19 protein-coding genes and 5 pseudogenes are annotated in these 26,651 nt (G+C 41.1%); 8 read left to right on the forward strand and 16 right to left on the reverse strand.

Features of this window, described 5'->3' with window-relative positions:
* Positions 1-455: 455 nt before the first annotated feature.
* Positions 456-1,304: an SPFH domain-containing protein gene (locus tag A9Y75_RS03305; RefSeq protein WP_071188141.1), complete on the reverse strand. Its 849-nt coding sequence runs from the start codon at positions 1,302-1,304 to the stop codon at positions 456-458.
* A 209-nt stretch (positions 1,305-1,513) separates the two neighbouring features.
* On the opposite strand from A9Y75_RS03305, the gene A9Y75_RS28185 reads away from it, so the two are divergent.
* Complete coding sequence (locus A9Y75_RS28185; protein ID WP_177176087.1) at positions 1,514-1,687, forward strand: hypothetical protein; 174 nt, start codon at positions 1,514-1,516, stop codon at positions 1,685-1,687.
* Positions 1,688-1,833: 146 nt separating this feature from the next.
* Here A9Y75_RS28185 and A9Y75_RS03310 read toward each other — a convergent pair whose 3' ends face one another.
* From A9Y75_RS03310 to fabI, 9 genes and pseudogenes are all read right to left on the reverse strand, one after another.
* The gene (locus A9Y75_RS03310) at positions 1,834-3,249 is read right to left on the reverse strand and encodes an SLBB domain-containing protein (RefSeq protein WP_071188142.1); all 1,416 of its coding nucleotides are present in this window, start codon (positions 3,247-3,249) and stop codon (positions 1,834-1,836) included.
* A 502-nt stretch (positions 3,250-3,751) separates the two neighbouring features.
* Complete coding sequence (locus A9Y75_RS03315) at positions 3,752-4,729, reverse strand: ABC transporter ATP-binding protein (RefSeq protein ID WP_071188144.1); 978 nt, start codon at positions 4,727-4,729, stop codon at positions 3,752-3,754.
* Positions 4,730-4,860: 131 nt separating this feature from the next.
* Entirely contained in the window at positions 4,861-5,457 is a 597-nt protein-coding gene (gene hisB, locus A9Y75_RS03320; protein ID WP_071188146.1) for an imidazoleglycerol-phosphate dehydratase HisB, read from the reverse strand.
* Between the two features lie 183 nt (positions 5,458-5,640).
* On the reverse strand, positions 5,641-6,372 hold the full coding sequence (locus tag A9Y75_RS03325) for a group II intron maturase-specific domain-containing protein (RefSeq protein ID WP_343232345.1): 732 nt from the start codon (positions 6,370-6,372) through the stop codon (positions 5,641-5,643).
* Between the two features lie 112 nt (positions 6,373-6,484).
* Positions 6,485-7,231: pseudogene (locus A9Y75_RS03330) on the reverse strand (ABC transporter ATP-binding protein); the annotation flags it as partial.
* Positions 7,232-7,362: 131 nt separating this feature from the next.
* Positions 7,363-7,557: pseudogene (locus A9Y75_RS03335) on the reverse strand (imidazoleglycerol-phosphate dehydratase); the annotation flags it as partial.
* Entirely contained in the window at positions 7,544-9,226 is a 1,683-nt protein-coding gene (locus A9Y75_RS29295) for a reverse transcriptase N-terminal domain-containing protein (protein WP_083389478.1), read from the reverse strand. The pseudogene A9Y75_RS03335 and the gene A9Y75_RS29295, both read right to left, overlap by 14 nt.
* A 448-nt stretch (positions 9,227-9,674) precedes the next feature.
* Positions 9,675-10,268, reverse strand: a pseudogene (locus tag A9Y75_RS03350) (glycosyltransferase); the annotation flags it as partial.
* A gap of 626 nt (positions 10,269-10,894) precedes the next feature.
* Positions 10,895-11,683 (reverse strand): enoyl-ACP reductase FabI, encoded by a 789-nt coding sequence (fabI, locus tag A9Y75_RS03355; protein ID WP_071188150.1) that lies wholly within the window; start codon positions 11,681-11,683, stop codon positions 10,895-10,897.
* Positions 11,684-12,604: 921 nt separating this feature from the next.
* Between fabI and ntcA the strand changes: the two genes are divergently transcribed.
* From ntcA to A9Y75_RS03370, 3 genes are all read left to right on the forward strand, one after another.
* On the forward strand, positions 12,605-13,276 hold the full coding sequence (gene ntcA, locus A9Y75_RS03360) for a global nitrogen regulator NtcA (RefSeq protein ID WP_016950792.1): 672 nt from the start codon (positions 12,605-12,607) through the stop codon (positions 13,274-13,276).
* Between the two features lie 189 nt (positions 13,277-13,465).
* Positions 13,466-14,914 (forward strand): DUF3084 domain-containing protein, encoded by a 1,449-nt coding sequence (locus tag A9Y75_RS03365; RefSeq protein ID WP_071188152.1) that lies wholly within the window; start codon positions 13,466-13,468, stop codon positions 14,912-14,914.
* A gap of 110 nt (positions 14,915-15,024) precedes the next feature.
* Positions 15,025-15,462 (forward strand): pre-16S rRNA-processing nuclease YqgF, encoded by a 438-nt coding sequence (locus A9Y75_RS03370; protein ID WP_071188154.1) that lies wholly within the window; start codon positions 15,025-15,027, stop codon positions 15,460-15,462.
* Positions 15,463-15,466: 4 nt separating this feature from the next.
* On the opposite strand, the gene A9Y75_RS03375 is transcribed toward A9Y75_RS03370, so the two are convergent.
* Complete coding sequence (locus A9Y75_RS03375) at positions 15,467-15,730, reverse strand: DUF3146 family protein (protein ID WP_015214646.1); 264 nt, start codon at positions 15,728-15,730, stop codon at positions 15,467-15,469.
* A gap of 315 nt (positions 15,731-16,045) precedes the next feature.
* Here A9Y75_RS03375 and tnpA point away from each other — a divergent pair, with 315 nt between their 5' ends.
* Positions 16,046-16,453, forward strand: a complete 408-nt coding sequence (gene tnpA, locus A9Y75_RS03380) for an IS200/IS605 family transposase (RefSeq protein WP_071188155.1) — start codon at positions 16,046-16,048, stop codon at positions 16,451-16,453.
* A 176-nt stretch (positions 16,454-16,629) separates the two neighbouring features.
* Here the strand turns inward: tnpA and A9Y75_RS03385 are convergent, their stop codons facing one another.
* Both A9Y75_RS03385 and A9Y75_RS26070 read right to left on the reverse strand, forming a co-directional pair.
* Entirely contained in the window at positions 16,630-18,786 is a 2,157-nt protein-coding gene (locus tag A9Y75_RS03385) for a polyribonucleotide nucleotidyltransferase (RefSeq protein ID WP_071188156.1), read from the reverse strand.
* Between the two features lie 385 nt (positions 18,787-19,171).
* Positions 19,172-19,330, reverse strand: a pseudogene (locus A9Y75_RS26070) (cbb3-type cytochrome c oxidase subunit I); the annotation flags it as partial.
* A 422-nt stretch (positions 19,331-19,752) separates the two neighbouring features.
* Here A9Y75_RS26070 and A9Y75_RS03390 point away from each other — a divergent pair.
* On the forward strand, positions 19,753-22,971 hold the full coding sequence (locus tag A9Y75_RS03390; protein ID WP_071188158.1) for a DEAD/DEAH box helicase: 3,219 nt from the start codon (positions 19,753-19,755) through the stop codon (positions 22,969-22,971).
* Between the two features lie 116 nt (positions 22,972-23,087).
* Positions 23,088-23,921 carry an SWIM zinc finger family protein gene (locus A9Y75_RS03395; protein WP_071188160.1) on the forward strand — a complete coding sequence of 278 codons (834 nt, stop codon included), beginning with the start codon at positions 23,088-23,090 and terminating at the stop codon, positions 23,919-23,921.
* Between the two features lie 335 nt (positions 23,922-24,256).
* On the opposite strand, the gene psbC is transcribed toward A9Y75_RS03395, so the two are convergent.
* Positions 24,257-25,645: a photosystem II reaction center protein CP43 gene (psbC, locus tag A9Y75_RS03405; protein ID WP_071188162.1), complete on the reverse strand. Its 1,389-nt coding sequence runs from the start codon at positions 25,643-25,645 to the stop codon at positions 24,257-24,259.
* Positions 25,629-26,027, reverse strand: a pseudogene (locus tag A9Y75_RS03410) (photosystem II D2 protein (photosystem q(a) protein)); the annotation flags it as partial. The pseudogene A9Y75_RS03410 and the gene psbC, both read right to left, overlap by 17 nt.
* 203 nt (positions 26,028-26,230) lie before the next feature.
* Between A9Y75_RS03410 and A9Y75_RS29300 the strand changes: the two are divergent.
* A complete protein-coding gene (locus A9Y75_RS29300) occupies positions 26,231-26,464 on the forward strand; it encodes a hypothetical protein (protein ID WP_236721317.1) in 234 nt (77 codons plus the stop codon).
* Here A9Y75_RS29300 and A9Y75_RS28190 read toward each other — a convergent pair.
* On the reverse strand, positions 26,453-26,651 hold a 199-nt coding region (locus tag A9Y75_RS28190; RefSeq protein WP_177176088.1), incomplete at its 5' end, for a hypothetical protein. The genes A9Y75_RS29300 and A9Y75_RS28190 overlap by 12 nt on opposite strands.

The raw sequence follows: 26,651 nt of genomic DNA on the forward strand, positions 1-26,651 counted from the left end.
TGACCAATGACTAATGACTAATGACTAATGACCAATGACTAATGACTAATGACCAATGACTAATGACTAATGACTAATGACTAATGACCAATGACTAATGACTAATGACCAATGACTAATGACTAATGACCAATGACTAATGACTAATGACTAATGACTAATGACTAATGACTAATGACTAATGACTAATGACTAATGACCAATGACTAATGACTAATGACTAATGACTAATGACTAATGACCAATGACTAATGACTAATGACCAATGACTAATGACTAATGACCAATGACTAATGACTAATGACCAATGACTAATGACTAATGACCAATGACTAATGACTAATGACCAATGACTAATGACTAATGACTAATGACTAATGACTAATGACTAATGACCAATGACTAATGACTAATGACTAATGACCAATGACTAATGACTAATGACTAATGAACTTTTAATTAGCACCATTACCGTTCCCAGAAGTTTTGATGTTTTCTTCGTGAGTTACTGACTCAGCAATCAACTCCTGAAACATATCTGTGGAGTTAGCTGGATCTACAAAAACAATTTTGGCGTTATTACTTGCACTAAGCTTTTGGCTGGCTTGTACGTAATCTTGAGCGACAAGATACCGGAGAATTTCCTTAGTTTCAGGATGAGAACGTAAGACTTCACCAATAATCTCCATAGAAGTCCTGGTTCCTTCAGCTTTTTTAATCGCTGCTTGTCGTTCCCCTTCTGCTTCGGAAATCAAGGCATTTTTCTTAATTTCTGCCGCTTGTTGCTCTTGCATTGAGTTCCTTACACTTTCCGGCGGTGTAATTCTCTGAATATCTAACCGGATAATTTGGACTCCCCAATCGTTTGTAATTGGATTTAACTGGTCTAATATGGTTTTGTCCATGTCGGCTCTGGACATATTGGTAGCGTCTAAGGTGTTCTGGGCAATAACTTCCCGTAGCGTAGTTGTAGTTAAGTTTGACAATGCTTGTTGAAGATCATCAATTGCATAAAAGCTTTTTTCAATATTTATGATGCGCCAATACACAACAGCATCTACTTCTAGGTAAATACCATCTTTAGTAATCACATTCTGAGGCTTGATGTCTAAAACTTGCTCCCGTGTTGTATCTTCCATGACAATCTGATCAAGGAAGGGAACAATAAAGTTGAGTCCAGGTTTAAGTTTTCGATGGAACCGCCCCAAGCGTTCCACAAGGGCTTCATTCCCTTGATTAATCATTTTTGCAGATCCCAAGGCATAACCGATAAGCGCTAAAACTATAGCAATAATTGGCTCCATATATGCTCCTATTCAGCGTTGGGCAAAATTAATTGTTGAGGTTATGCTAACAGCGTATATTAACTGTAAGTAAAATGGTTTGAAAGTGTAATTTTTTAACAAGCAAGATAAGCAAACGGTCATACTATAAGCGATCGCTATTAAAGCACTTTACTCACCAGCTGGCAATATACCGTTTCAGTTGTTGATACAAATGGGGTGACGCGGAGATGGGGAAATGGGGAGATGGGGAGACGCGGAGATGGGTAGAGTATTTATCTTTCTTCTTCCTACCTTCTGCCCCCTGCCCCCTGCCTTCTGCCCTACACATCTGGGTTGTTTCGCAATCTTATAAAAGTTCAAATCTCAGGCGTTTTGAGTATATCTCACGCACATCTACTTAAATTTCTGTTACAAAAATTAATTAAAAATTACTTATCCCTTTCGGGAACCGTAGGCTCTATTACGAATTACAAATTACAAATTACATCATTTTATTTAATCAAAAGGGGGAATTAATCAGCCCCCCTCTTTACGGACTTAAATTAACTTAGAGTCCAAAAAACCTGAGGAAATTAAAGATAATACCTAAAGGCCCAGCGACAGTACCCAATGTATCACCAGTCTTAGCAATACCAGAACGGCCAACTACCACAACATCATTATTGCGAAGTATAGGATTGGTGTCGTCATTAATGCCTTTTGAGAAATCTATCTTGACTACACGCTTAGTGACAGTACCATTAGGATTGAGGCGAATTAAATCTACAGCAGCACTACTAGCTCTAGCATCATTAAAGCCACCAGCAGCCAGCAACGCCTGATTTAAAGAACTATTCGGCTGTAAATCTGTTAATCCAGGTTTTTTAACTTCTCCAACCACACCAACTTGAATTTTGGTCGGTGACAAAGTAGTAGTAGCTAATTCAGTTGCTTCTGCGGTGCTAATCGCCGTGGCAGTAGGGACAACAATTGTATCTCCATCTTGCACAACCGCGTCTTGATTAAGATCACCAGTCTGCAATAATTCCCAAAGATTGATATCTATAGTTTGTTCAGTACCAGTTCGCGTCGGTCGGCGTAATTTGATAGTTCTCACATCTGCTTGTGATGTAATTCCTCCCGCTAGTTGCAGCGCCCGCATTACCGTTGGTAAACCGGTACCGGCTCCATCTGTACCGCCAGCGGTGACAAGATAAGAACCAGGACGGTAAACTTGACCAGTAATTGCAACTGTGCGGGGTGCAGTTTGACTGGCAGCAAAGTTAGCAGAAAATAAATTGCGTGCTTCTGCAATGTTGAAGCTTGTAGCAGTGGGTACAACTAAGGTGTCTCCATCCCGTAAGGTAATATCCTGGGGTATTGTACCTGTTTGGGTGAGTTCCTTTAAGTTGAAACTGACAATCTGCTCGCCCGAACGTCCTACTTTACGCCGTAATTGCACTTTAGTCACATCGGCTGCTAGTGTTACCCCTTGGGCTGTAGTTAATGCAGCTAATATAGTTGGGTATTGTACTCCTGGGGTATTTCCGCTGCCTCCTTGTAAGTTGAGAGTGTAAGCCCCTGGTCGTGTCACCTCTCCAGCTACAAAAACATTGATGGGACGAGGTGACAACAAATTGACGGAAATCAAAGGACGTTTAAGAAAGCGAGCATATCTTCTAGCTATTTCGTCCGCAGCCTGTTCTGTTGTTAATCTAAGAACGGATACACTGCCTATTAAAGGTAGATTAATTGCCCCACCGGGAGGAACTTGGTATTCTCCTGTATATTCTGGTACTTCAAATACATTGACGCGGATAACATCGCCGCCGCCTAATAAGTAATCTGTAGATATATTTGAGCTTGATGATGTTGGTGATTTTTGAGCTAGGCTAACAGATGGCAAAGCGATATTGAGAGTTGTTAGCAAAACTACAGATGTAGTTGAATGAGTTAAAAATTTCCACAAATTTATATTAAGCATATTTACCTGAGATTATGAAACTACTATCTGTGAAGTACTGTCTAGACATTTTACCGTTGACTATACTTAAATATTCAAGTTCCCCGACACTGTTCTTTTCTGAAAAATCCTGGATTTTCCGGATATAACGTAGGAATTGATTTTGAATTTTTAGTAAAGTTAATTTAAAGCTAAATGAGTTTGAAGGCATGGATTGTCAATGATTAGACCAAGGATTGTCAAAATAGTCAATGCTCAAGAATCAAAATTTCCGGGAAATTTATTTTTAACTTTATGAAGATGTATTATTAGTCTAATTTCACAATTTAATTAAGCGATTATAAGTCGCAGCTATATGGTAATATTCTCATACAAATTTGGACAATGATAGGCACTAATGGAATCCTTAAAAGCTTTACTAGTAACTATTTGACAATCCAAAATTTAAAATCATAAATGGTATCAGCAGTTGTGATGTTAGTACTGGGAAAATTTTTAACTGTTTCATTGCTGATGTTAGCCTCTACTCGTTAAGCGAATGATTTTGTTTTTGGATCTGTTGGATAAAAAACTCTTCTAGGGATTGGTGGGACAAGTTCATGGCGATGATTTCTCCCCCCATTAACCGGAGACTGGCCAGAAAATCATAGTAATCGTCTTGTAGTATGCCTTGCCAAGAGCCATCAGCCTCAAATTTTAGATTGGATATCCTGGTTTTGAGAATTTCTCCGTCACCCCCTTGACCTTTGACGTGATATGTGTTATTACTGCCTAAAAGTTCATGAAGGGAACCAGAGCAAATTAATTGTCCTCGATCAAGGATGGCTACGCGATCGCAAATTTGTTCTACTTCACTCAAAACATGACTATTGAAAAATATGGTTTTCCCAGCAGATTTGAGGGAAAGAATAATCTCGCGCATTTGATAGCGTCCCAGGGGATCAAGTCCAGACATTGGTTCGTCTAGAAATACCAAATCAGGGTCATTGATTAATGCTTGAGCCATACCAACACGCTGGAGCATACCTTTAGAATAACGGCGCATCAGCTTTTTGCGAGCATCAGCTTGGGATAAACCGACTAATTCCAGCAATTGGGGAATGCGTTGACGTTGTACCCGTTGGGGAATTTGGAATAAACCCGCAGCTAATTCTAAAAATTCCCAACCAGTCAGATAGTCATACAAATAGGGATTTTCTGGTAAATAGCCAATACGTTGCTTCACAGAGCGATCGCCTAATGGCTTACCTAATAATAAACCCCTACCAGAAGAAGGACGGATAATTCCCAGTAACAGTTTTAACAGCGTTGTTTTACCAGCGCCATTGGGTCCGAGTAACCCAAAGGTTTGTCCTAGGTAAACTTGTAAAGAACAGTTTTTCAGAGATACAACTTTTTGATTCAGCCAAAACCCTGTGCGATAGACTTTTCGCAACTCAGAAGTTAGAACCACTGGTGGTTGTGCTACAGGATTCAGTTGAGTGTCTGCAACAGAATTCATTGCGGTTAAATGACCTATTCCCGGTTATGTGTGATTAATTACAAGTTACCCGGTAGGACGATAATAACTGTCCCGATTTAATGTGTCAATTATCGTCAACCGAGTAGCTGCTGGAAACTTGCAGTAGTAACTTATAGCACACCTTTGGAACTAGGAATAGTCTCCGCACGGCGTGGATCGATTGCTACTGCCATTCTCATGGCTCTAGCAAAGGCTTTAAAAGTTGCTTCAATAAGATGATGGGAATTAATGCCATCTAGTTGGCGAATGTGCAGCGTCATTTGGCTATGATTGACTACAGCTACAAAGAATTCACGCACCAATTGAGTATCATAAGTTCCCACCCGTTGAGTAGGAAGTTGTAAGCCATAACCGAGGTGAGGCCGTCCAGAAAAGTCTAATGCTACTTGAATTAGAGCCTCATCTAAAGGTGCGAGAAAATTCCCAAAGCGGACAATACCTTTTTTATTCCCCAGTGCTTGATGTAAGGCTTGTCCCAAGGTAATACCGACATCTTCATTGGTGTGGTGATCATCAATTTCCCAATCACCTTTGGCTTGAATATCCAAGTCAAATAGCCCGTGAGAGGAAATTTGATGCAACATATGATCCAAAAAGGGAATACCTGTAGAGGCTTTACAGATACCCGTACCATCAAGGTTAATGGTGACATGGACATCAGTTTCCCCAGTAGTCCGGTGAACTGTAGCAATGCGATGATTAGTCATTGGTGATTAGTCATTGGTCATTGGTCATTGGTCATTAGTCATTAGTCATTAGGTTTCTAATTTTGACTTTTGACTTTTGACTTGAATTGTCCCTATTGGTTGAGTCGAGGGAGGATATTGCTCCTCGCCCCTCTCAGTTAAATCTGGGCGTGCGACTTTCATCGCACCCAGCTTCCGATGTTCTTAGCTTTGGCGCTTGCTCATGTGTATGTAATCGTGGCAGCTTTCATGAATGGCTAGAAGGTTTTTATTTTTCCAATTTTTATGGTTTCCATCAACGTGATGCAAATGTACCTTTTCGTCACTAAGCATTTTTAATCCACAATGTCCACATTTATGGTTTTGCCGTTTGAGGGCTTTAGAGGTATGACTGTCATAGAGCTTGCTATTACGCTCGCTCCAGTAACTCAAATCTCCGTCATATGGCGATTTCTCCCCTTTGACATTGATATGTTTGTTTTCGGAGTAAGGAACTGATGGAAATGCCTTATCTAGTAATTGCTTACTTGTATAGCGGTTCTTTTTGGCTTCCTTATTGAATACCCTGAAAGCTCTTGTTTCGATGTGGTATAGCGAGTAACGCGTACCTCCCATCTTGCAGAAGCGGTGGTAATTCCTCCAACCTCTCACTACGGGGGCTAATTTCTCAGCCTTTGTGGTAGCTCCATAATTCGAGTTGTTAACGATGGCTTTTGCTTTCTTACGAAAAGTTTTATAATTGTCCACTGATGGAACGCATCTAAACTTCCCGTTTTTCTGGACTTTAAAGTTCCAGCCGAGGAAATCAAACCCATCTGTCGTGGCGGTTAGCTTGGTCTTTTTCTCACTGACTTTCATTCCCCGTTCTGCTAGGAACTGACTGATTTTGTCAAGTATTTCTATGGCATCGTCTTGGGGTCGGAGTATTATTACCATGTCATCCGCATAACGGATTGTTGGCTCAATAATCCTATCCTTTGGGGTTTTGTTTGTAATTCTTTGCTTAGAATTAGCGTTGTATCTATGAATACTTTCAATCCCATTTAAGATATGTGTTATTACTGCCTAAAAGTTCATGAAGGGAACCAGAGCAAATTAATTGTCCTCGATCAAGGATGGCTACGCGATCGCAAATTTGTTCTACTTCACTCAAAACATGACTATTGAAAAATATGGTTTTCCCAGCAGATTTGAGGGAAAGAATAATCTCGCGCATTTGATAGCGTCCCAGGGGATCAAGTCCAGACATTGGTTCGTCTAGAAATACCAAATCAGGGTCATTGATTAATGCTTGAGCCATACCAACACGCTGGAGCATACCTTTAGAATAACGGCGCATCAGCTTTTTGCGAGCATCAGCTTGGGATAAACCGACTAATTCCAGCAATTGGGGAATGCGTTGACGTTGTACCCGTTGGGGAATTTGGAATAAACCCGCAGCTAATTCTAAAAATTCCCAACCAGTCAGATAGTCATACAAATAGGGATTTTCTGGTAAATAGCCAATACGTTGCTTCACAGAGCGATCGCCTAATGGCTTACCTAATAATAAACCCCTACCAGAAGAAGGACGGATAATTCCCAGTAACAGTTTTAACAGCGTTGTTTTACCAGCGCCATTGGGTCCGAGTAACCCAAAGGTTTGTCCTAGGTAAACTTGTAAAGAACAGTTTTTCAGAGATACAACTTTTTGATTCAGCCAAAACCCTGTGCGATAGACTTTTCGCAACTCAGAAGTTAGAACCACTGGTGGTTGTGCTACAGGATTCAGTTGAGTGTCTGCAACAGAATTCATTGCGGTTAAATGACCTATTCCCGGTTATGTGTGATTAATTACAAGTTACCCGGTAGGACGATAATAACTGTCCCGATTTAATGTGTCAATTATCGTCAACCGAGTAGCTGCTGGAAACTTGCAGTAGTAACTTATAGCACACCTTTGGAACTAGGAATAGTCTCCGCACGGCGTGGATCGATTGCTACTGCCATTCTCATGGCTCTAGCAAAGGCTTTAAAAGTTGCTTCAATAAGATGATGGGAATTAATGCCATCTAGTTGGCGAATGTGCAGCGTCATTTGGCTATGATTGACTACAGCTACAAAGAATTCACGCACCAATTGAGGTACCCAATGTATCACCAGTCTTAGCAATACCAGAACGGCCAACTACCACAACATCATTATTGCGAAGTATAGGATTGGTGTCGTCATTAATGCCTTTTGAGAAATCTATCTTGACTACACGCTTAGTGACAGTACCATTAGGATTGAGGCGAATTAAATCTACAGCAGCACTACTAGCTCTAGCATCATTAAAGCCACCAGCAGCCAGCAACGCCTGATTTAAAGAACTATTCGGCTGTAAATCTGTTAATCCAGGTTTTTTAACTTCTCCAACCACACCAACTTGAATTTTGGTCGGTGACAAAGTAGTAGTAGCTAATTCAGTTGCTTCTGCGGTGCTAATCGCCGTGGCAGTAGGGACAACAATTGTATCTCCATCTTGCACAACCGCGTCTTGATTAAGATCACCAGTCTGCAATAATTCCCAAAGATTGATATCTATAGTTTGTTCAGTACCAGTTCGCGTCGGTCGGCGTAATTTGATAGTTCTCACATCTGCTTGTGATGTAATTCCTCCCGCTAGTTGCAGCGCCCGCATTACCGTTGGTAAACCGGTACCGGCTCCATCTGTACCGCCAGCGGTGACAAGATAAGAACCAGGACGGTAAACTTGACCAGTAATTGCAACTGTGCGGGGTGCAGTTTGACTGGCAGCAAAGTTAGCAGAAAATAAATTGCGTGCTTCTGCAATGTTGAAGCTTGTAGCAGTGGGTACAACTAAGGTGTCTCCATCCCGTAAGGTAATATCCTGGGGTATTGTACCTGTTTGGGTGAGTTCCTTTAAGTTGAAACTGACAATCTGCTCGCCCGAACGTCCTACTTTACGCCGTAATTGCACTTTAGTCACATCGGCTGCTAGTGTTACCCCTTGGGCTGTAGTTAATGCAGCTAATATAGTTGGGTATTGTACTCCTGGGGTATTTCCGCTGCCTCCTTGTAAGTTGAGAGTGTAAGCCCCTGGTCGTGTCACCTCTCCAGCTACAAAAACATTGATGGGAGGGTTGACTCCTGCCTTGAGGCATCGGAAGATGCCGAGTTTTAAACCTTTGGGGGCAATGAGTTCGTCCATTATTGCTGAGTGGTTAATCCTGTCGAAGCATTTTTCGATATCGAGTTCAATAACTCGTTTTTCTATTCCATTGCAGGAAGAGTTGAGGTTGTTGTAGATGTACCTTTGTGCATCATGGGCGGAGCGCCCTGTTCTAAAACCATAACTTCTAGCATGGAAGGTGGCTTCGTGTGCTGGTTCGAGTGCATATTTTGCAAGGCATTGCCAAGCTATATCTGCGATGGTAGGTATTTTTAGTATTCTGGTAGTTCCATCCTTTTTAGGGATTGGAATTTCCCGTAAACCTTGATGTTTCCAATTTCCGCTATTCACTCTTAGTAGGGCTTCTAATTCAAAGCGTTCCTTGAATGAGAGGGATTTTTTGCCATCAACACCCGCCGTCTTCTTACCAGCATTTAGCTGTGATACTTGACGGATAGCCAGAAATCGAGCCGAGGTAGATTTCATAATAAGCTTTTGGAGTAACCTTGCTTTTCGCTTGTCTCCAACTTGAACCGCTTTATACACGCGCTTTTGAAGGCGGAATAGATTTCGGCGGAATTTCTTCCACGGTAGGGCTACCCAAGATTCACTAGTTTTATAACTGTGTCTAATCATTTTCTCTTCTAGAGTTTTGTGTATTCTGAACACCTCAGACCAATTACGGTCTGTCCTACCCGAATTGTGAGGGTTAATCCGCTCGTCTGGTCTACTTAGGGTTCGACTGCCCTAAGACCCACAATTCGTTTTTATTCGTTCCCTCGGAGAGATTGATTGTTCCGTTAGGTGTAGCCGCTTCGACCATTGGATTCCCAGGACTCTTACCGTTACTTGGCTCGTATTCGGCGGGAATAAGCTCCAATGAGGTCAGGGGTTTTAATGTTGCGCCCTGCCTTTGAATAGGTCGCTTTCTAAGGCTCTGTTTCACCGTAGGAACTCCCTGTTAGCACCAGTGTCAACCCGCAACGGTTGTCTGCTTGTGTCCTGTTCCCAGCTTCACCCTCCAGAAACCGAGTCTGGTCAGTGTGGGCAGGTAAGGAGTCAATTCTGAGTCTGAATGGCAAGAACCAGCTTTTTTGGCAATTTCAATAGCTAAATGTGGCCCTTTTTCTGGAGACATCCTACCCAAAAATGCCAAGTAAGGCTCATCTATTGGTTCAGGATAAAACTCATAACTACTAACATCAATGCCATTGTAAACAGTGCTGACATAATTTAACCCTAAACTAGCTTCCCTTTGGGAATCAGAAATACTGATATAAGGCTGTTTTTTGCCATATTGAAAGATTTTTTTATTATCTGGTGTAAAAATTCCATGCAACGTGTGAACTGTAGGCGTTTTCACAAGTTTCGTGTATGCTATGGGCGTATGTCCCATATGAGAGTGAATAATATCAAAATCTTCGGCTCGCTCATAGACTGAAGCTAGATGTAGCGATTCATAAATGCTGCAATCTTTGACAGTTTTATCAAGTCTTAAAGCACGAGGATGAACCGATATCAAATTTGCTAAAGTCAGAGAATCACCTGATGCAAATAATGTAACTTCATGTCCCCTGCGGACTAATTCATCAGTCAATAATCCAACTACTAATTCTATTCCACCATAAGCTGGAGGAGGTACTCTCTCCCACAGTGGAGCAATTTGAGCAATTCTCATTATCAACCTCCTAAAAAATAAGACTCTAAAAAATAAGTGGTGTTTATTTGTTTGATTTAAATTAAGTCCAATCATGTCCAGTGATTCACTATAGCAGTAAATCACTTAAAACACCAACTACATGGATAACTGCTATTGCATCTTATACTGAAACTTCGATATTTTTTGTCTATCCTAGGTAGGGAAATCATATTCACCTCAAGAGGTAAATTAGCAATTTAATTATCAGATAATTGTCGTTTAATTGCTGAATAATTCTGATAAAAACTGCAAATATTCCCAAATTGGTCAATTCCTATTTATCCCCAATCTCTAGGGTAATTTGTCTCCAGTGAAGTCAGGTTTTAATGTTGTGTCCTGCTTACAGGTAGGTTGCTTTTACAGGCTCTGTTTCACCATAGGAACTCCCCATTAGCACCAGTGTCATCTCACAACAGATGTCTGATTGCGCCCTGTTCCCAGCTTCACCCTCCAGATACCGAGTCTAGTCAGTGTGGGCAGATAGGGAGTCATACCTGAGTCTGGTAGATGGGACTTTCACCCATATCAGACCGAGAGTTCAACCTTCTCTATTGCTAGATTGGGTTGGATAGCTTATGTACGGGCTGATTACCGTGATTCAGCTATCAACGAATCGCACACATCCCCATGATTTCATATCCTGCATCTACATACAGGATTTGCCCAGTAATACCGCTGGCTAAATCACTACACAAGAAAGCTGCTGTATTGCCGACTTCTAACTGAGTAACAGTACGACGTAGGGGAGCTACTTGTTCAACATGATGAATCATATCTAAAATCCCACCCACTGCTGAAGATGCCAAAGTGCGGATGGGTCCTGCTGATATACCATTGACCCGAATATTTTGTTGACCTAGTTCAGCAGCTAAGTAACGGACACTAGCTTCCAATCCAGCTTTGGCGACTCCCATGATGTTATAGTTGGGAATGGCTCGGACTGCGCCCAAATATGTGAGAGTAACAATACTGCCTCCTTCGGTCATCAAAGGTTTAGCAGCACCACTTAACTGCACTAGCGAATAAGTGCTAACTTCCAAAGCTTTATTGAAACCAGAACGGGAAGTTTGACTAAAATCTCCAGTTAAATCATCTCTATTTGCAAAAGCTAGGCAATGAATGAGAATGTCTATTTTCCCCCATTTCTGGCTGATTGTCTCGAAGGTCGATTTAATCTGCTCGTCATTTTCTACATTACAGGGGAGGAATAAGCTAGGGTTAAGGGGTTCTACCAATTCCGCCACTTTTTTCTCCATCTTACCTTTTTCATCTGGCAAGTAGGTAATACCCAAGTTAGCGCCTGCTTTGTGGAGTTGTTGGGCAATACCCCAGGCGATTGAGCGGTTGTTGGCAATACCTGTTACTAAGGCGTTTTTTCCAGACAGATTCAGCATAGAAATTGTTAATGTGATCAACCAATAGGAGCATACTAGAATCTGAGCCTTTTTTGTCGAAGAAGTAGTTTAGGTGTAAGAAGTTGTAGGTAGAAAGGAGAACTTTATGGTGCGATTGGCTGATAGTGATTTGCAGCAGCCTTACCATTGCACAAAATGTGTCAAAAATTCTTTTTTGCTCAAATTTTATCTGGCAGGGGATCAAGTAATTGATGGCGAGATATTCCACATTTAACTTGCTTATTGTTGTGTTTTGCTAAAAAGCATCCAACTCTCTTTACCCCTGCTGCCGGCAAGATCAGCCCCCTGCGCTTCTTAATGTGCAAACTAGATGTGTAACAGCTTATTGGCGATGAGGAATTACCAATAAGCAGCACTGCATTTTGAATTCATGTGATTTTCTTGGCTCCGGGATTGTTGAGAATTTTCATTAAGTAGTACAGGTCAGCAGAAATGAACCAACTATTTATAATGGCTGAAAAGGTTGTTAAATAAGCTTTTTAAGTTTTTAATTTTTAATTTTTAATTTCACCAAGAGTTAGTAGTCACCTTTAACTACTTCACGATAATACATCAAAAAATCTTAGTGACTCCCACCTGTTGCTGGCTGCTGGTTGCCGGTTGCTTTATTTCAAGTCAGGGTGTTGAGGGCAACAAAATTGCTGCTGATTGTTTAAGAAGTTATGAAGATATGGAAAATTTTTAGCGAAAAAACCTCTGCTTATTGAGTTTCTGAAACCACTTATCAACATCTCCTGGCTAAAAATAACAATAATTATGTATCATAATAAACAAATAACTATGAAGAATTAAATTTGAGTATAGGAAAAAACAGAAAGGTTGACGGTGCTTTCTTGATTTTTCAGGTGTATTCTTAGGTAATCAGTTTTGGTTTTTCCGGCATTGGGTAGGGGAAGGGAGATGATCGTGACACAAGATAAAGCCCTAGCAAATGTTTTTCGTCAGATGGCGACCGGAGCGTTTCCGCCGGTTGTGGAAACGTTTGAACGCAACAAAACTATCTTTTTTCCCGGCGATCCTGCCGAACGAGTTTATTTTCTTCTCAAGGGTGCTGTGAAACTTTCCAGGGTGTACGAGGCAGGAGAAGAAATAACGGTAGCGCTGCTGCGGGAAAATAGTGTGTTTGGTGTGTTGTCACTGCTAACGGGTAACAAGTCTGATAGGTTTTACCATGCAGTCGCTTTTACGGCTGTAGAATTACTTTCAGCACCAATAGAACAAGTGGAGCAAGCTCTTAAGGAAAATCCCGAATTATCCATGTTGATGTTGCGGGGTCTGTCTTCACGGATTCTCCAGACAGAGATGATGATTGAAACCCTCGCTCACCGAGATATGGGTTCTAGGTTGATAAGTTTTCTGTTAATTCTTTGTCGAGATTTTGGTGTTCCTTGTGCCGATGGTATCACTATTGATCTGAAGTTATCTCATCAAGCGATCGCTGAAGCAATTGGTTCTACTCGTGTCACCGTCACTAGGTTACTCGGAGATTTACGTGAGAAAAAAATGATTTCGATTCACAAGAAAAAAATTACTGTGCATAAGCCTGTCACCTTGAGTAGACAATTTACTTAAAAGCTACTGGGGGAATGAGTTGGCACAGGTTTTGTTTTCAGAAAGGACACCCACAATCGGAGGTAAATCTAAAAATTGAGTAATTTCTGCCCTTGCCAATCTCTATCCCCCACCAGAACAGGGTTGAAAGTAGTAGGCTGTATCTGGAAGCATTATGCCGACCGCACAATACGTGAACGGTAGCTGAAGATGACCACTGGGTACATCCTCATCGCAGCAATTTTAATTTTGGGAGGCGTAATTGCCACCGTGGGCGATCGCATCGGCACACGAGTTGGCAAAGCACGTCTCTCACTGTTCAACCTTCGTCCCAAAAAAACGGCGGTACTAGTCACTATTTTTACAGGTGGTTTAATTTCTGCCTCAACTCTAGCGATTTTATTTGCCGCTGACGAAGGATTGAGAAAAGGGGTTTTTGAGTTAGAGGATATTCAAAGAGACCTCAGAAACAAGCGGGAACAACTAAAAACGGCAGAAACCCAAAAAAGCCAAGTAGAAAATCAGCTAAACCAAGCTAGAAAAGACCAAGCTCAAGCACAGCAAGATTTACAGGAAATCAATAAGTCATTGCAAGCGGTCAATGCCAAACAACGAATCACACAAGCACAACTCAACCGCACCATTAGCCAACAAGCTAAAACTCAAGCTCAACTCCAAGGAACTCAAAGCCGACTGGGTGAAGTAGTTGTTCAGTACCAAAAATCCATAGCTGAACTACAGAGTCTTTATAATCAAAGAAAAGCATTACAATCTGCCGTTGAACAATTAAAGACAGAACGTCGGCGACTATATACAGAAGCAAAAAAAGCTATTGATGAAGCGAAGACAGCTATTGAAAAACGCGATCAGAAAATTGCCCAGTTAGACCAACTTATTCAAAATCGCAATCTAGAAATTAAAAAGCGAGAGCAAGTAATTGCCACAAGGGAGTCTCGTCTCAAAGAATTGGAAAAACAGCAAGAATATTTAGAACAGGAAGTAGCAAGGCTAGAAAAATATTATCAGTCCTACCGTGACCTCCGTTTAGGTAAACTGGCTTTAGTTCGTGGACAAGTCATAGCATCTGGCGTAGTTCGCGTCACTCAACCGGCTGCGGCTCGTCAGGTAGTTATCCAAATTCTACAAGAAGCTAACCGCACTGCGAATATTCAATTAGCTGAACCAGGGACAACTACTGGAAATACGGAACTATTGCGTTTAACCCAAGACAAGGTTGAGCAACTGATCAAGCAGATTGATGATGGTCGAGAATATGTGGTGCGGATTTTCTCTGCGGGGAATTATGTTAGAGGAGAAAAGCAGATAGAATTTTTTGCTGATGCATCTCGGAATCTGCTGGTATTTTCCACAGATCAGGTATTAGCGACAACTTCTGCTGATATGAAAACTATGACATCTTATCAACTACGCCAACGAATTGATTTACTGATTTCCGCTTCTCAATTTCGCGCCCGAAATGCTGGCATAGTCGAAACTGTGCAAATAGATGGGACTTTTTTACGCTTTTTTAACCAATTGCAGCAGTTTGAGCAACCTGTGGAAATTAAAGCAATTGCGGCGGCTGATACTTATACAGCAGGTCCGCTGAGAGTCAAACTAGTAGCAATCTTTAATGGGCAAGTTATTTTTAGCACTTGAATTGGTGATTGGTGATTGGTGATTGGTGATTGGTAAAGAATTTTCTCCCTACCTATTCCCTATTCCCTATTCCCTATTACCTGTTCCCTGTTCCCTGTTCCCTGTTCCCTATGACTAATACACAACCAGCAATTTTAGGCTTTGATCCCGGTCGAGATAAATGTGGTGTGGCCGTGATGGGACTGGATCGGCAACTGTATTATCATCAAGTTGTACCTGCTGCCGATGCGATCGCTCACATTGAATCACTGCGCCAGAAATTCCCAATTTCTTTAGTAGTCATGGGCGACCAAACAACTGCCAAGAAGTGGAAACAGCAATTAAATCAGGAATTAACAGACAAGCTGAATATTATTTTAGTCGATGAGCGTTATAGCACTTTAGAAGCACGCGATCGCTATTGGCAGATGTTCCCACCAACAGGACTCACCAAACTCTTACCCAAGGGTATGCGACAACCTCCCAGACCAATAGATGACATTGTGGCCATCCTGTTAATTGAACGCTACCTCAACCGCTTAACTTCTAGCAGTCTTAGTGATAACTGAATAATTACAACTCAGCCCGAATAGTAAAAGCATAATCTCCCCCTGGTTCTAACTGGTAATCTTGTGTTTCCAGAAAGCGTCCTAGAGGTTCCTTTATTAAAGCCCGTCCTTGGGAAGGTTTCACAGAAAGTTCTCCCCGACGGAAATGCCATTGAAAATGCCATTCAAAATCACCTGCGCTCACTTCACCTTCAAGAAAGCCATGTTGCCAAGATTGGCGAGTGATTCTGACATTGGCGGTTGTTTCTGGTAGACGTTTAGCACTCACTATGCTTTGTGTCAAGTATGGGATAACAGTCAACCATGTAGGTTACTTAATCTTTATGTACCAAAAATCCCGGAAATTGACAAATTGGTAGGAGTTACGCATGAGGTACAAAAAATATCGGAGTTTCTCAGGATAAATACTTAATTTTGTCTTGCAAATACTGGTGCTTATAAATTTAATGTTTTGTTTTTGGGTGTTATTTCGGTTGTTATTTGCTTATGTGTGAAGTGATATTTGAGAAGCCTAACGACTGAAGTCGCGGCTAAAGGAACAAAGCCTGCCTACGCAGGCTTTAAGATTCGAGAAAAAGGGAAGATGCATAGAAATTTTACTCAGTTGCATATACATTGTGTTTGGGGAACTTGGGATAGATTGCCATTAGTTACGCCAGATATTCAAGAAATAATATATTCAGCAATTGCCAAACAATGCTCTGCTCTAGGATGCAAAGTAATTTCTATCGGTGGCACATTGGATCATGTTCATTTACTGACTGGGTTTTCACCCACTTTGACAATATCTGAACTAGTGCAAAAAGTTAAAGGCAGTTCTTCCCATTTAATTACCCATGAAATCAAACCCAATGAATTTTTTAAATGGCAAGGTGGTTATGGTGCATTTACAGTCAGTCATCATCTCATAGACCAAATAGCAAATTACATCCGCAACCAACCAACCCACCATCAGCAAAAATCCCTAATTCCCGATTGGGAAATCATCTAATTTCTCATTGCCTGCGGAGGCAGGCTTTGTTCCTGTAGCCGCGACTTTAGTCGTTAGGCTTCTTATTATTCAAAAATAATTCAAAAAAATCATACAGCGATGCCTGCTGTAAAAGGCATCGCGGATTTTAGATTTGCGATTCATCCCTAATCCAAAATCTAAAATCCTTAATCGATTTAACGATTCACCGCCGCAGCTTCCCGCGCCGCAGCTGCTTGATCTGGGTGGATACCCAAGCGTGTCAGGTTAATTCTACCTTTATTGTCAATTTCGCGCACTTTGACAATCACTTCATCACCAACTGCTACTTCATCTTCAACTTTACCAACACGATAGTCAGCGAGTTGAGAAATGTGAATCATGCCTTCTTTTCCTGGCAAGAATTCCACAAACGCACCAATAGGTATAATCCGTGTTACACGTCCTACGTAAACATCACCCTCATGCAACTTGCGAGTCATGCCTTGGACAATGTTACGCGCTCTCTTCGCCCTGCTTTCATCGACTGCGGAAATGGTAACTGTGCCATCGTCTTCGATGTCAATTTTTGCACCAGTTTCTTCAGTGATACCTTTAATCGTTTTCCCACCGGGTCCAATGACTAGACCAATCATGTCGGGATCAATCTTGATAGTCAACAGGCGTGGGGCATAAGCTGAAGTTTCAGCACGTGGGGTGTCGATAGTCTGAAGCATTTTGTCCAGAATATGCAACCGAGCGGATTTGGCTTGATGAACAGCTTGAGCAATAACTTCCAAAGACAAACCAGATATTTTCATATCCATTTGCAAAGCAGTGATACCAGTATCTGTACCAGCGACTTTGAAGTCCATGTCACCCAAAAAGTCTTCAATACCCTGAATATCGGTGAGGATTCGCACTTCGTCCCCTTCCTTAATCAGACCCATTGCCGCACCACTCACAGGTTTAATAATTGGTACACCAGCATCCATGAGCGCTAATGTAGAACCGCAGACTGAACCCATTGAGGTGGAACCGTTAGAAGAAAGTACTTCTGAAACTACGCGAATGACGTAGGGAAATTGTTCTTTTGTGGGTAGAACAGGTAAAATGGCTCTTTCTGCCAGCGCCCCATGTCCGATTTCCCGTCTTCCTGGCGCACGCATTGGTTTGGTTTCGCCAACGGAGAAAGGAGGGAAGTTATAATGATGTAGATAGCGCTTGTGTTGATCAGCTTGCAAGTCATCATTGAGGTTTTGAGCATCTCCCGGTGTGCCGAGAGTGCAAGTGGATAATACCTGGGTTAGACCCCGGTTAAATAAACCACTACCATGAACCCGCTTGGGTAAAACGTCAACTTGACAAGATATAGGTCGAACTTCATCTAGTTTGCGACCATCAACGCGAACGTTGTCTTCAACGATTTGACGGCGCATAAAGTATTTGGTAATGTCCTTAAAGGTATTACCAAGGGCTTTACTATTTGCAGTTGCGGCAGTGCGAATCGGATCTTCTTCTGGAAGATCTTGAATTTCTTCTTTTATTTGATCTTTGACAACATCTAAAGCGGCATCGCGTTCTGGTTTAGTTAACTCAAATTGCGACAAGATTTTTTTAATTTCAGCACTAGCGCGATCGCGGATATAGTTTTCTAGTGTTTGGTCTACTTCCGGTGGTGCTTCATGCACTATCTTTAGACCTAGTTCTTCGACTAAATCTAACTGTGCTTGGATTAAATCCCGCACCGCTTCGTAACCAAAATCAATCGCCTCGATAATATCGCGTTCTGGCAATTGATTGGCTCCCGCCTCTACCATGATTACACCATCTGGTGAACCGGCGACGATGAGATCCAAATCTCCGGCTTCAATTTCTGCATAGGTGGGGTTAATAATGAAATCATCACCCACTAAGCCTACCCGTACTGCTGCCATTGGTCCATTAAAGGGAATTTGGGCAATCAGGGTAGCAATGGAAGCGCCTGTTACAGCTAATACATCAGGTGGTACTTGCTCATCCATGGACATGGTGAAGGCAATTACTTGCAAATCATCCCGCAACCATGAAGGAAAGAGAGGACGTAGAGGACGGTCGATGAGACGGCTGGTAAGAATCGTTCTTTCTGGTGGACGACCTTCTCGGCGCATGATACCACCGGGGATTCTGCCCGCTGCATACAATCTTTCTTCATAGTCTACAGTCAGGGGCAGAAAATCAATGCCTTCTCTGGCTTGCGATCGCGTAGCTGTCACTAAAACAGCTGTATCTCCCGATTGTATCAACACAGACCCACCCGCTTGGGGTGCTAATAGTCCTACTTTGAGTCGAATATCCCGTCCATCAAAGGATATTGACTTATCAACTTCTGCCATTCAGTTTTTTTTCCTTCTATGCACGCTATTCTCTCTCTGTGGCAATCCTAACATTTATGAACTATGGACGGCTTCTGTTAAATACAAAGATCAACAAGGTTAATCTCTGAGTCAACGTCAAGCCCGATACATAATCAGCGTATCTACCCCATCTCCACCCTCTAATACTGTGTCCGGTTAAAGACTTATTAAGACTTATAATTAGGGCTGATGCTCCAAATGGGGAGACGCTCTGACAGGTCGAGTTTTTTTGATAAGTAATTAAGTAGCCATCATGAACTGCGTACACCAGGACACATGAAAAACTTCTTATTCCCCTCATCGCTTGCGGAGAGCAGCGCTGTGCGGGGGTTCCCCCCGTTGAGGCGACTGCGGGGGAGGGGTTACCAAATAAAACGTAGTGGAAATGTGCGACTACATAATAGGTGTCGTGGACGTGAACATCAAAGGGTGCTGTTCCCATTGTTACGCCGCTTAATCCACCCATGACGAACATAGAAAGTAAGCCTATAGCGAATAGCATGGCGCTGGTAAAGCGGACTTTATTTTCGCCTACCTGGGTCTTATTTTCAAGTCAGAGTAACGTAAATAATTAAAGGTTTGTAGTCAGGTCTTTAGACCTGAAATTCGGGCTAAAGCCCTAACTAAGAGCCAATTTCAGAATTTGTTACCTTACTTAACATAGTTCTCTTTATTTTCGCCTACCTACTTAGCAGGTCTTGATATAATACCCTTTCACTTTCAGGTTGATACAGATGGACAGAGGCTTTGACGTGGAGATTCATTTGGTGTCCTCACCACCTTGGCGGTTGCTATATTTTAGTTAAAAACACCAAATTGAACATTACGCCTCGTACCCAGGTTAGCCGCATTTCAGGATAGGGAGGACGCGAGGAGTGGGAGACGCAAAAACGGCATTCAAACAAATTGAATCTTGATTTAGTCAATCATTTTTAAAGTTTAAATATGGCAATTTTACACGGTAGTTGGTTACTAAAAAATCAAAATAATGGTTTATTTATTTGGGGAGAAACTTGGCGAAATTTACAGATAAATCTTGAATCTATTACATCAGGAGAAATTCCATCACATCCCTTGGCAATGACACCAACGGAGTTAAGTGATTGGTTGGAATCGCGTAATTTAAAAATTTCCAATTATATCCAAACAATATCATCTGCTGTTAGCACCATCAAAGGAAGTAAAACTACAACAAGTAAGGCAGAAAAAACTTTACCTATACAGTCCCAAATCATCGATTTAACCACAATTTTTCTAGAAAAAGATGCTTTAATTTATCCAATACATTCTGCTAGTTTAGATATTGATATCAACTCACCAAAATACCTACAACCTTGGAAAGTAGAAGGTTTTTGTCTCAAACCCAGCGCAGCAATTAAATTTCTCACTTCCTTACCCTTGAGTTCAACTGATGGCAAAGATGCCTTTTTAGGAGGAGATTTACGTTTTTGGGTACAAGTAGCGCGTTGGAGTTTGGATTTAATCTCGCGCTGTAAATTTTTACCAACTATTCAAAAAGATTTAGCTGGTTCTTTAGTTGCTCAATGGCAAGTACTTTTAGATAGTGCTGTAGACGTTACTCGTCTAGAAAAATTTGCAGCTAAAATGCCCTTAGCTTGTCGTACCTATCAGCAAAATCAAGAAGATATTCAAAATAAATTGGCAGTTGATTTACCTATAAAACCACAAGAATTAATTTTGGGTTTTCTCAACAGTATCATAGATGCCCAACTGCGCGATATGGTTGGTTCTCAATCTGCAATTGAAGCTAGAGAAATGATGTCTTTAGCATCTGCGGTACAGCATTGGTTACAAGCTTTAACTGGTGTTGATAACACAATTAATGCAGATGCAATGGGAGTGGAAAGACTAGAAGCTGCACTAAAAGCTTGGACACTGCCATTGCAATATCAATTAACAGGAAAAGCTTCATTTTGTACTTCTTTTCAACTGCTTCCTCCAGAAAATGGAGAAACAAATTGGGTATTGGCTTATTTTCTGCAAGCAGCAGATGATTCTGAATTTTTAATCAATGCAGCAACTATTTGGGCTAACCCTACAGAACAATTAATTTATCGAAATCGTACCATTGAACAACCCCAAGAAACATTGTTGCGAGGTTTGGGTTTAGCTTCTCGATTGTATCCAGTTATAGCCCCTAGTTTAGAAACTGAATCTCCTCAATTTTGTGATCTTACACCTATGCAGGCTTATGAATTTATCAGGTCTGTAGCTTGGAGGTTAGAAGATAGCGGTTTAGGAGTTATTTTACCACCAAGTTTAGCTAACCGTGAAGGATGGGCTAACCGCTTAGGTTTAAAAATTAACGTAGAAACACCTCACAAAAAACAAGGACGTTTGGATTTACAAAGTCTGTTAAACTTCCAGTGGCAATTAGCAATTGGTGGACAGACAATTTCTAAAACTGAATTTGATAAATTGGTAGCTTTAAATAGTCCACTAGTCAAAATTAATGACGAGTGGGTAGAATTGCGTCCCCAAGATATTAAGACAGCGCAAAACTTTTTTGCATCTCGTAAACAACAAATGTCTTTATCATTAGAAGATGCTTTACGTATTAGTACAGGAGATACTCAAGTAATTGAAAAATTACCAGTTGTTAGTTTTGAAGCTTCCGGTGCATTACAAGAATTGATTGGGGCATTAACTAATAATCAAGCAATAGCACCTTTACCTACACCTGCAAGTTTCCGGGGACAATTACGTCCTTATCAAGAAAGAGGTGCAGCTTGGTTAGCTTTCCTAGAACGTTGGGGTTTAGGTGCTTGTCTAGCAGACGATATGGGATTGGGCAAAACCATTCAATTTATTGCTTTTTTACTCCACCTCAAAGAAGAAAATGCACTAGAGAACCCAACTTTATTAGTTTGTCCCACTTCAGTGATGGGAAATTGGGAAAAGGAAGTGAAGAAATTTGCACCAACACTCAAGGTTTTTGAATATCATGGTGATAAACGCCCTAAAGGTAAGGCATTTACGGAAATAGTACAAAAGCATGATTTACTAATTACTAGTTATGCACTAATTCCCCGCGATATTAAATTATTCCAAAGCATTAATTGGCAAATAATTGTTTTAGATGAAGCCCAGAATGTCAAAAATTCAGACGCAAAGCAATCTCAGGCAATTCGGCAAATAAAAACTACTTTTCGCATTGCTTTAACAGGAACACCTGTAGAAAATAGATTGCAAGAATTATGGTCTATTTTAGATTTCCTGAATCCTGGTTATTTAGGTAATAAACAATTTTTTCAACGTCGGTTTGCCATGCCTATTGAAAAGTATGGTGACACAGCTTCTTTAAGTCAATTACGTTCTTTAGTTCAGCCTTTTATTCTGCGACGTTTAAAAACTGACAAAGATATTATTCAAGACTTGCCAGAAAAGCAAGAAATGACAGTATTTTGCGGACTCAGTGCCGAACAAGGGCAACTATATCAAAAATTAGTTGATGAATCTTTAGTTGAAATTGAATCAGCAGAAGGTTTGCAGCGCAGGGGCATGATTTTAGCATTATTAGTTAAGCTAAAACAAATCTGTAATCACCCAGCGCAATATTTAAAATTGGCAACTTTAGAAAAACATAATTCAGCTAAACTGCAACGATTGGAGGAAATGTTAGAAGAAGTCTTAGCAGAAAATGACCGAGCTTTAATTTTTACCCAATTTGCAGAATGGGGTAAATTACTCAAGCCTCATTTAGAAAAAAAGCTAAATCGAGAAATATTGTTTTTATATGGTAGTACTACTAAAAAGCAACGTGAAGAAATGATTGACCGATTTCAACATGATCCCGAAAGTCCACCAATCATGATTTTATCATTGAAAGCTGGTGGTGTCGGGTTGAATTTAACTAGAGCAAATCATGTTTTTCACTTTGATAGATGGTGGAATCCAGCAGTAGAAAATCAAGCTACAGACAGAGTTTTTAGAATTGGACAAACCCGGAATGTTCAAGTGCATAAATTTGTGTGTACTGGAACTTTAGAAGAAAAAATTAATGACATGATTGAAAGTAAAAAACAATTAGCCGAACAAGTTGTTGGTGCAGGTGAAGAATGGTTGACAGAAATGGATACAAACCAACTTCGTAATTTATTATTACTTGACCGAAATGCAATAATTGATGAGGATGAAGAATAAAAATATGGTGAAAATATTGTCACAAAAAAATATAGAACCTCAGATACACATCAATAGATGATCTGCGTTTCCCTGGGGTTTATTTTCCAATAATTATCTTTAACAAAGTTTGACTTATGACTAACGATACCTTGCAAGCAAGTCGAGAATGGTGGTCACAACAGTGGCTTGATTTACTAGATGCCTATCGATTCAAAAAGCGTTTAGAAAGGGCAAGAACCTACTCTAGACAAGGAAATGTTTTGAGTATTGAATTTAAAGCAGCAAAAGTATTAGCAAGAGTTCAAGGTAGTGAAGCCGAACCTTATAAAGTTTCTCTTTCTCTTGACCATTTTAGTGATGAAGAATGGGGTTATGTAATTGAAACTATGTCCAAAAAGGCAATTTATGCTGCTAAGTTACTAGCAGGAGAAATGCCACAAAATATAGAAGAAGTTTTTACAGGTAACGGTCTTTCTTTATTTCCTTTTACTCTAGGTGACGTTCACAGTAAATGTTCTTGTCCTGATAAAGTCAATCCTTGCAAACACGTAGGTGCTGTTTATTATCAGTTAGGCGATCGTTTCAGTGAAGACCCATTTGTTTTATTTCAATTACGGGGACGCACAAAAGAGCAAATTATCAATGATTTACGCCATTTACGTAATACTAAAAATGTAGAAGCGATTCCGGCAAAATCGGATATTCAACAAGAAGTTTCTGAACCTCAATATGCCATAAAAATAGATGATTTTTGGCAATATAATGAGCCATTAGAATCGTCTTTAGTAGTAATTTCACCTGCTGTTAGTGAAACAGTGTTAGATGTATTAGGAACAATCCCTTTAGCAAAACATGAGGAAAATACAACTAATTCACCGACTGGTGATTTGGTGATGAAATATATGCAAGTAGTTTATAAAGATGTCAGTCAAAAAGCTTTCTTAGCAGCGATGAATGTGGGGGGATAAATTTAAAGCTCGTGGTAAATTAATTCTAGCTCTTACGTTGTGTTAATACATCCTACTTAACTAAACCAATTCAATTGAAGTTAATAGTTCTCGTTTATTTTGATTAGCAAGCCAGATTAAAAAACCTCTATCAACCACATTTAAGCGTTTATTTGTCTCGTCATAATCAAGAATTATTGGTTTAAGATATTTCTTAACTTGAAGCGAAGCTGTTGATTTTAAAGATTGAGTTAAATTTCCAGGCCAAAACAAACCATAAAAAAAGCCCTTGCTGTCAAGCAAGAGCTATGAAAAAAGCATTATATAGTCAGTGATGAAATAAATCTGATCACAACCTAGTCTAGGTCGCCCATAGCGTATGCTGGTTCATTTTCACGGTCAATACCTCTTTCAAAACCACCAGCAGCAGCGCGGGCGCGGCCTGCGTGCCACAAGTGACCAATGAGGAAGAAGAAACCTAATACGAAGTGAGAACAAGCTAACCACGCACGAGGAGACACGTAGTTAAAGGAGTTGATTTCAGTAGCCACACCACCTACAGAGTTCAAAGAACCCAGAGGAGCATGAGTCATGTATTCAGCAGCGCGACGAGCTTGCCAAGGCTGAATATCATTCTTGATTTTTTCCAAATCAAGACCGTTAGGACCACGTAGAGGCTCTAACCAAGGACCACGGAAATCCCAGAAGCGCATGGTTTCACCACCGAAGATGATTTCACCAGTAGGAGAGCGCATCAAGTATTTACCTAGACCGGTAGGACCTTGAGCAGAACCGACGTTAGCACCTAAGCGTTGGTCACGAATCAAGAAGGTTAAAGCTTGTGCTTGAGAAGCTTCAGGACCAGTAGGACCAAAGAATTCGCTAGGGTAAACAGTGTTGTTGTACCAAACCATGATGCAAGCAATAAAGCCCATCAAGGACAAAGCACCCAAGCTGTAGGATAGGTAAGCTTCACCAGACCAGATGAAAGCGCGACGCGCCCAAGCAAAAGGCTTAGTGAAGATGTGCCAGATACCACCGGAAATACAAATTAATGCAATCCAGATGTGTCCACCAATAACATCTTCCATGTTATCGACGCTGACAATCCAGCCTTCGCCACCGAAGGGAGCTTTGATCAAATAACCGAAGATGACCGCAGGGTTCAGTGTGGGGTTAGTAATTACACGAACGTCACCACCACCTGGAGCCCAGGTATCATAAACTCCACCGAAGAACATAGCCTTCAGTACCAACAGCAACGCACCACTACCCAAGATGATCAGGTGGAAGCCGATGATGTTGGTCATCTTGTTCTTGTCTTTCCAGTCATAACCAAAGAAAGAGGAATACTCTTCTAAGGTTTCTGGACCACGAACGGCATGATAGATACCGCCAAAACCCAGAACGGCAGAGGAAATTAAGTGCAGTACACCAACTACAAAGTAGGGGAAGGTGTCGAATACTTCACCACCTGCACCTACGCCCCAACCTAATGTGGCGAGGTGAGGTAGAAGAATCAAGCCTTGTTCGTACATAGGCTTTTCTGGAATGAAGTGAGCAACTTCAAATAAAGTCATTGCTCCAGCCCAGAAGACAATCAAACCAGCATGGGCTACGTGAGCGCCAAGCAGTTTACCGGATAGATTAATTAAACGCGCGTTACCAGACCACCAAGCAAAACCGCTTGATTCTTGGTCACGTCCACCGCCTATGACTGATGATCTATTAGAGAGCGTTACCACGTGGTAGAACCTCCTCTGGGAATACGAACTGTTCGTGGGGTTGATCTTGAGGAGCCATCCAAGCGCGGATACCCTCGTTTAGCAAAATGTTTTTGGTATAGAAAGTTTCAAACTCTGGGTCTTCTGCTGCCCGTAATTCTTGGGAAACGAAGTCATAAGCTCGCAGGTTTAATGCCAAACCAACGATACCGACAGAACTCATCCACAAGCCTGTAACTGGTACAAACAACATGAAGAAGTGTAACCAGCGCTTGTTGGAGAAAGCAATTCCGAAAATCTGTGACCAGAAACGGTTTGCTGTCACCATTGAGTAGGTTTCTTCAGCTTGTGTGGGGTTGAAACCGGGGAAGGTGTTGGAGCCTTCACCATCTTCAAACAAGGTAGTGTGAGGTTTCTCACCAGGACGTAAGCAAACACGACCGCATTTTTGACAACACCAACCGGATTTTTCCTTGATGGTTTTGGCTAGTTCTTTCCAATGCTTGGGGTAGTCACTCATGATAACTATTGAAGCCGGACGATAATATTATCTCAGAAAATCATGAATTTTGACAAATAATTATTTTCCACCGCTTCCACAGGTTTTTGATACTAAAAGGAGTGTGGTTTTGTGGTGAACCAAAACCAACAGCTACCGCTGCATTGAATGGATCAATTAATGGAATTAATGCCGCGATTATGCTCCAAACTCTTCCTACTTTTCTGACCACAAATCCTTTTCCATTTCAATTTACCCAACAGCAGCAAAAAGCCTTAGATAAAATGTGGACTTTTGTACAACCAACTGTCACGGCTGCTTTATTTCTGTTAGTAGGATGAACGAAGATCTAGATAAAGTACTTGACTACCTTGCTGTTGAATTTTACTGATAGATGTTTCTAAAACACGGCTTTTGCCAATTCCTGGCTCCCCCAAGAGTGCTAAACAAGGAAAATCTGATATAGCTTCAAACGTTACTAGATGTGGATTATAAAAACGTCCCCACTCAGCTTCCGGGTCACACACA

Source organism: Trichormus sp. NMC-1, from assembly GCF_001858025.1.
Classification (GTDB): Bacteria; Cyanobacteriota; Cyanobacteriia; order Cyanobacteriales; family Nostocaceae; genus Anabaena.

Excerpts from the sequence above, each read along its gene's own strand:
- A9Y75_RS03305 (WP_071188141.1), bottom strand. The coding sequence starts at position 1,304 with ATGGAGCCAATTATTGCTATAGTTTTAGCGCTTATCGGTTATGCCTTG.
- A9Y75_RS28185 (WP_177176087.1), top strand. The coding sequence starts at position 1,514 with ATGGGGAAATGGGGAGATGGGGAGACGCGGAGATGGGTAGAGTATTTA.
- A9Y75_RS03310 (WP_071188142.1), bottom strand. The coding sequence starts at position 3,249 with ATGCTTAATATAAATTTGTGGAAATTTTTAACTCATTCAACTACATCT.
- A9Y75_RS03315 (WP_071188144.1), bottom strand. The coding sequence starts at position 4,729 with ATGAATTCTGTTGCAGACACTCAACTGAATCCTGTAGCACAACCACCA.
- hisB (WP_071188146.1), bottom strand. The coding sequence starts at position 5,457 with ATGACTAATCATCGCATTGCTACAGTTCACCGGACTACTGGGGAAACT.
- A9Y75_RS03325 (WP_343232345.1), bottom strand. The coding sequence starts at position 6,372 with ATGGTAATAATACTCCGACCCCAAGACGATGCCATAGAAATACTTGAC.
- A9Y75_RS29295 (WP_083389478.1), bottom strand. The coding sequence starts at position 9,226 with ATGATTAGACACAGTTATAAAACTAGTGAATCTTGGGTAGCCCTACCG.
- fabI (WP_071188150.1), bottom strand. The coding sequence starts at position 11,683 with ATGCTGAATCTGTCTGGAAAAAACGCCTTAGTAACAGGTATTGCCAAC.
- ntcA (WP_016950792.1), top strand. The coding sequence starts at position 12,605 with ATGATCGTGACACAAGATAAAGCCCTAGCAAATGTTTTTCGTCAGATG.
- A9Y75_RS03365 (WP_071188152.1), top strand. The coding sequence starts at position 13,466 with ATGACCACTGGGTACATCCTCATCGCAGCAATTTTAATTTTGGGAGGC.
- A9Y75_RS03370 (WP_071188154.1), top strand. The coding sequence starts at position 15,025 with ATGACTAATACACAACCAGCAATTTTAGGCTTTGATCCCGGTCGAGAT.
- tnpA (WP_071188155.1), top strand. The coding sequence starts at position 16,046 with ATGCATAGAAATTTTACTCAGTTGCATATACATTGTGTTTGGGGAACT.
- A9Y75_RS03385 (WP_071188156.1), bottom strand. The coding sequence starts at position 18,786 with ATGGCAGAAGTTGATAAGTCAATATCCTTTGATGGACGGGATATTCGA.
- A9Y75_RS03390 (WP_071188158.1), top strand. The coding sequence starts at position 19,753 with ATGGCAATTTTACACGGTAGTTGGTTACTAAAAAATCAAAATAATGGT.
- A9Y75_RS03395 (WP_071188160.1), top strand. The coding sequence starts at position 23,088 with ATGACTAACGATACCTTGCAAGCAAGTCGAGAATGGTGGTCACAACAG.